The sequence below is a fragment of the Acinetobacter sp. RF14B genome (assembly GCF_006864105.1).
GTDB classification, from domain to species: Bacteria; Pseudomonadota; Gammaproteobacteria; order Pseudomonadales; family Moraxellaceae; genus Acinetobacter; species Acinetobacter lwoffii_C.
In genome coordinates this window covers 1-4,639 of record NZ_SMTB01000134.1, presented here as the reverse complement: position 1 = coordinate 4,639, position 4,639 = coordinate 1, and the positions used below count along the sequence as shown (strand labels likewise).

The window sequence follows — 4,639 nt, the reverse complement described above, 5'->3', positions numbered from 1 at the left end:
AAATCAATCTCAAAGTAGAGCAGACACCTCTAGAAAAACAAATCTTGCGGAAGGTGACATTACACGAGAGCGAAGACAAGAAAACCTTATATATCATGGCGAAGAACAGCAAAAAAGCGGACGCTTACGAAACCACATCCAGTCAAATGGTACTGAAATTGGAAAAATAGAATCTAACTTTAAAACTCCTTTTGAAAATCCATTTAACCAGTCAAATGATGGAAAGGAGTTTTTGATGGATAGCGGAAGTTTATTTGAAAACTTAGCCACCTCAAAAGAAGCAAAGCAGGACGTAAAACAGAGTAATCTTAATCAAGCGGAACAAGATAATGCCAAACGACTTTATGAATCGCTACAAAGACTTATTGAACTCGTTAGAGAAGCAATTGAAAGAGCTAAACGCTATAAATCAAAATCAGAGCGAGCAGATCGAAACCTTGAGCATTCAGAATCAAGTATTGAGAAGTCAGAACGAGGAATTAGCCAGTCAAAATCAGCAATTAAACAATCTGAACAGCAAATTAAGAGAAGTGAACAGCAACTTAATCAACAAATGAAAGAAAAACAGGCTAACAGGAAAGCAAGTAGAGGTATTGAGCGTTAAGTTTAATAAATTACGCTAGACTACTTTTGATAAAAGTCTAAAATAGACAAAACGCCTACTTTTATGAGGTTTTAAAATGCAAGTTATTACAGCGAAAGATGCAAAATCACGCTTTGGTGAATTACTAGATACTATGCAGCGAGAGCCTGTATTAGTGACAAAGAATAAGCGCCCTGTTGGTGTTTTCTTGTCATTAAAAGACGTTAAAGGCACCCACTTAGAAAGCCTTTTTGATGTCCAAGATGATGACTATGAAGATTGGGAAAAAGAGAAAATTACAGAAGCGTTAAACGCTTTGAAATCACATCCATCTGATACGAAAGAAATGAAGTCAGTACATGCTACTGCAATGCAAAAAGCGCGAGACTTGGTAGCGAGCCGTAAAAGATGACCTATGAAGTTTCTTACTTGCCACAAGCAGAACAGGACTTAATTGAAATTTTGGCGTATGGCATAGAAACATGGGGAGAAAAGCTAGCAGAAAAGATGTATTTAAAAATTACTGAGCAGCTAGAAACCCTATATTTCTCACCAAAACGCACCAAAAGAAAGGGCAGTTTAGGAACAAGAGAAATGCTTATTTCTGACAGTCCATACCGTGCAATTATTCAAATTGATGAGGAAGCCAAGCGAGTTTTTATTTTAAGAATCTTGCATACTTCGAGAAATATTTAATTAGATTATATGCCGTATATTAGCAAAAAAACGGCTATAAAATTAAGAAAATCAATAACTTTTAAAGCTAGTAAAGTTGTGTTAGATTTTCTTTCAGGCGAAAAAAAAGCAGGTCGGCAAACCTACTTTTTTCTCATTGTTTAACAAATACTTAAAGCATCAGTAAACGCAAATTCGATACTTGTATTTTACTGATGTTTTGAGCATTTGCAACATACAGGACGTTGCAAAAGGTGAATAACGCTCAATTAAGCGATTTTTTTGAAAATCTTGCTCATAAACCATACTGTGCAGATGATTTATTGTATGGCTTACAAATAAGACCGAAAAAAACGGCAATCAATATGCAGTACATACAGGGTAATCAGCCTTGTATGCTTCATTACTTCTTTTTTGATATAGATCGTTCAGATGCTGTCATGGCATGGCATGACGAAAATTTGCCAATGCCCTATTGGACAGCACAGACCTTAAAAAATGGTCATGCTCATATTTGCTATAAATTAGAAATTCCACTGTGTACCAGTGAGTTTGGTAGTCAAAAAGCAATAGCCTATGCCTCAAAGGTTCAAGCAGGACTTGCCAATAAACTTGGGGCAGATGTTGGCTATAGTCATCTCATTACGAAGAATCCATTTCATAAAGATTGGCGTGTCACTTTTTGGAGTGAACAAGCTTATACGCTCGATTATTTGGCTGATTTTGTCGATTTACCTAAGAAACTAAGCAAGAAACAAGAGGTTTCAGGACTTGGACGCAACTGCACACTATTTGATACCGTGCGTAAATGGGCATATACGGCTGTAAGAGCGCATCGAGGTGGTATTTATAGTACCTGGCTAGAAGAAGTCACTAAACAGTGTTTAAGCGTAAATGAGGCATTTTTAGAGGCATTGCCGTATTCAGAAATTAAAGCTACTGCGAAAAGTATTGCTACGTATTGTTGGAAAAAAGACGCTTACTGTTATCAAGAGTTTATAGATCGCCAAAGTAGAAAAGGTGCTATAGGCGGTAAGAAGTCTAAATCAGGCGGTAGACCTGGGTTAGGCGAACCATGGAAAGAAATGGGGATTAGTAGGGCTACATATTTTAGAAGAAAAAAAGAGAGTTTATAAACTCTCTTTTTTTGAGACTAAACAAGCCTAAATCAGATATCAGCTGATTTCTAGGTTCTTTTATTTTGTTGCCCTTTTCATTTCGTTTAACTCTATTAGCATTTTATTTCTGTAATTATCATCTTGGGCTAGGTCTTCTAGTAATGTCATCGTTACGTTATATGTATTTTCTTCTTCTGCGTTAGATGTTCTTTTTTCTTCATATCCTATTCGGTTTTTCCCTGAGCTTGTCATTCCTTTGTATTTCTCTGGTCTTAAATATAAACCTACTCGTACAGAACTTGTTGTTTGATATGGGCTTATTTGGCTAATTGATGAAATTTTGATACCAGCATCATTTTTATCTAATATTTGGCATAGCTTTTGGTAATCCTTAAACTGAAAACCATTTTCTTTAATTTTTGTTGCTAGTTGTTCGTTAGCTACGTAATTAATTGAACAGTTAGATGCAAATGCACTTGTTGTTCCTAAATATATTAAAGTTGCTAATAAAAATTTATTCATAATTAAATACTTAATTAAAAAAATTAGCTGATTTTATCAGATTTTATTTAGAAATAATTACTTTATATAATATTTTTTTTTAAAAAAGGGCAAGGACACACAAAGGGTACTCTATACAAAAAATTAAGTTTTCGTTAGATTGCCTTTTGTGCCTTGCAAGGGAAGAATCCCTTGACCCTCTTTCGCCTTTTTGTGTTGCGGTAAATTGCCTTCATTTAGCAATTTGTCCTCACAAAAAAAGCCGATCCTATCCATGAAGTAGATTTAGTCATGACGAAGAAAGAAATCATCAAAAGACAAAAAGAGATCAAAGTCCGTTTGACCGAAGCTGAACATCAAGCCTTACTTGAACGAATGACAGGAGGAGAACTTGCGACTTGGATTAGGAATACTTGCCTAAATGAGAAACCGAATAAAAAAAGAAACTATAAAGTGGCAGATCCTCAACTCTTAGCGGCATTAGGACGCATTGGGGGAAATCTAAATCAGATTGCTAGACAAGCAAATACTGTGGAATCTGATTTAGAAAAAATTAGAGCTTTCGCAGAGTTGGCAGTTATTCGAGAACAATTGCAAGGAATCTTGGCTAATTATGATCGTTAAATTCTTGGGAAATAAAGGGGGAGGTAGTGCAGGTGCAACAATTGACTACTTACTTGGCAAAGATCGAGATAGACCAGGTGCGGTTTTACTGAGTGGAGATCCTGAGTTAACCCAACGATTGGCAGATAACCTGGACTTTCAGAATCGCTATACGGTTGGAGTACTTTCATTTGAAGAGTTAAACCTCGAAGAACAGCAAAAAGAAGCCATCATGCAGAGCTTTGAAGAAACATTACTTGCAGGTTTAGAGCGCGATCAATACGACATTACTTGGATAGAACACACTGATAAAGGGCGTTTAGAACTTAATTTCATTATTCCAAACGTGGAATTAAGTACAGGAAAAAGATTACAACCTTATTTTGATCAAGCTGACCGCCCACTTGTAGAAAACTGGAAGCAAGTCACTAATTTTGAGCATGGTTTAACAGATCCCCACGCACCAGAGAAAGCTCAAGCGGTTAAAACTTTGAATAGCCAAAACCTACCGCAAAGCGTTAAAGAAATTAAAGAGCAAATCGGGACTGCAATTGCTGAGCAAATTAGCAACGGCAATATTCAAAATAGGCAGGATGTAGTTAAAACCCTCAAGGGTGCAGGTTTTGAGATTGCTAGAGAAACAGATAGATCAATCAGTATTAAGAATCCTGACAGCAAGCGAAATATTCGTTTAGAAGGCGTAATTTATGAAAATCGACAATTTGATAAGCAATTTGCAGAAGAACACCGCCGAGCAGGACAGGATTATCAAAGAACAAGCCGAGAGCGTTACGAAACAGCACTTGGAAAGTTACAACGCCTTATTGAGAGCAAGCAGCAAGGAAACAGAGAAAATTTTAAGGTCAAACCTTCAAACCATCAAAGACCAGCAGCCGAAAATCAGAAACGCTTTGCGTTTGAATATTCTCACGGGAGCAATTCTGGGCATCTTGATTACAGTGTTTCTAGTCTTTCTTGGCGTCAATTGGTGGTTAGCGAAGCAAATCCAGAACAAGCAGCAGGAATTAGCCGAAATCAATCTCAAAGTAGAGCAGACACCTCTAGAAAAACAAATCTTGCGGAAGGTGACATTACACGAGAGCGAAGACAAGAAAACCTTATATATCATGGCGAAGAACAGCAAAAAAGCGGACGCTTA

General features: G+C 36.8%; 6 protein-coding genes and 1 pseudogene. 6 read left to right on the top strand and 1 reads right to left on the bottom strand.

The window, feature by feature from the left end; all coding sequences use genetic code 11:
* From E2K52_RS15125 to E2K52_RS13480, 4 genes and pseudogenes are all read left to right on the top strand, one after another.
* Nucleotides 1-604, top strand: a pseudogene (locus E2K52_RS15125) (mobilization protein A); the annotation flags it as partial.
* Between the two features lie 76 nt (nucleotides 605-680).
* Nucleotides 681-995 carry a type II toxin-antitoxin system Phd/YefM family antitoxin gene (locus tag E2K52_RS13490; RefSeq protein ID WP_151205549.1) on the top strand — a complete coding sequence of 105 codons (315 nt, stop codon included), beginning with the start codon at nucleotides 681-683 and terminating at the stop codon, nucleotides 993-995.
* The gene (locus tag E2K52_RS13485) at nucleotides 992-1,279 is read left to right on the top strand and encodes a type II toxin-antitoxin system RelE/ParE family toxin (RefSeq protein ID WP_151205548.1); all 288 of its coding nucleotides are present in this window, start codon (nucleotides 992-994) and stop codon (nucleotides 1,277-1,279) included. The genes E2K52_RS13490 and E2K52_RS13485 overlap by 4 nt, the downstream gene beginning before the upstream one ends.
* Before the next feature lie 233 nt (nucleotides 1,280-1,512).
* A complete protein-coding gene (locus tag E2K52_RS13480; protein WP_151205547.1) occupies nucleotides 1,513-2,394 on the top strand; it encodes a replication initiation protein in 882 nt (293 codons plus the stop codon).
* Nucleotides 2,395-2,454: 60 nt separating this feature from the next.
* Here the strand turns inward: E2K52_RS13480 and E2K52_RS13475 are convergent, their stop codons facing one another.
* Nucleotides 2,455-2,898, bottom strand: coding sequence for a hypothetical protein (locus E2K52_RS13475; RefSeq protein ID WP_151205546.1), 444 nt, complete (start codon nucleotides 2,896-2,898; stop codon nucleotides 2,455-2,457).
* A 270-nt stretch (nucleotides 2,899-3,168) separates the two neighbouring features.
* On the opposite strand from E2K52_RS13475, the gene E2K52_RS13470 reads away from it, so the two are divergent.
* Nucleotides 3,169-3,501: a plasmid mobilization protein gene (locus E2K52_RS13470; protein WP_151205545.1), complete on the top strand. Its 333-nt coding sequence runs from the start codon at nucleotides 3,169-3,171 to the stop codon at nucleotides 3,499-3,501.
* A partial coding sequence (locus E2K52_RS13465) for a relaxase/mobilization nuclease domain-containing protein (RefSeq protein ID WP_151205544.1) occupies nucleotides 3,491-4,639 on the top strand: 1,149 nt, incomplete at its 3' end. The genes E2K52_RS13470 and E2K52_RS13465, both read left to right, overlap by 11 nt.

Coding starts and splice junctions, on each gene's coding strand:
- E2K52_RS13490 (WP_151205549.1), top strand. CDS start 681: ATGCAAGTTATTACAGCGAAAGATGCAAAATCACGCTTTGGTGAATTA.
- E2K52_RS13470 (WP_151205545.1), top strand. CDS start 3,169: ATGACGAAGAAAGAAATCATCAAAAGACAAAAAGAGATCAAAGTCCGT.
- E2K52_RS13485 (WP_151205548.1), top strand. CDS start 992: ATGACCTATGAAGTTTCTTACTTGCCACAAGCAGAACAGGACTTAATT.
- E2K52_RS13475 (WP_151205546.1), bottom strand. CDS start 2,898: ATGAATAAATTTTTATTAGCAACTTTAATATATTTAGGAACAACAAGT.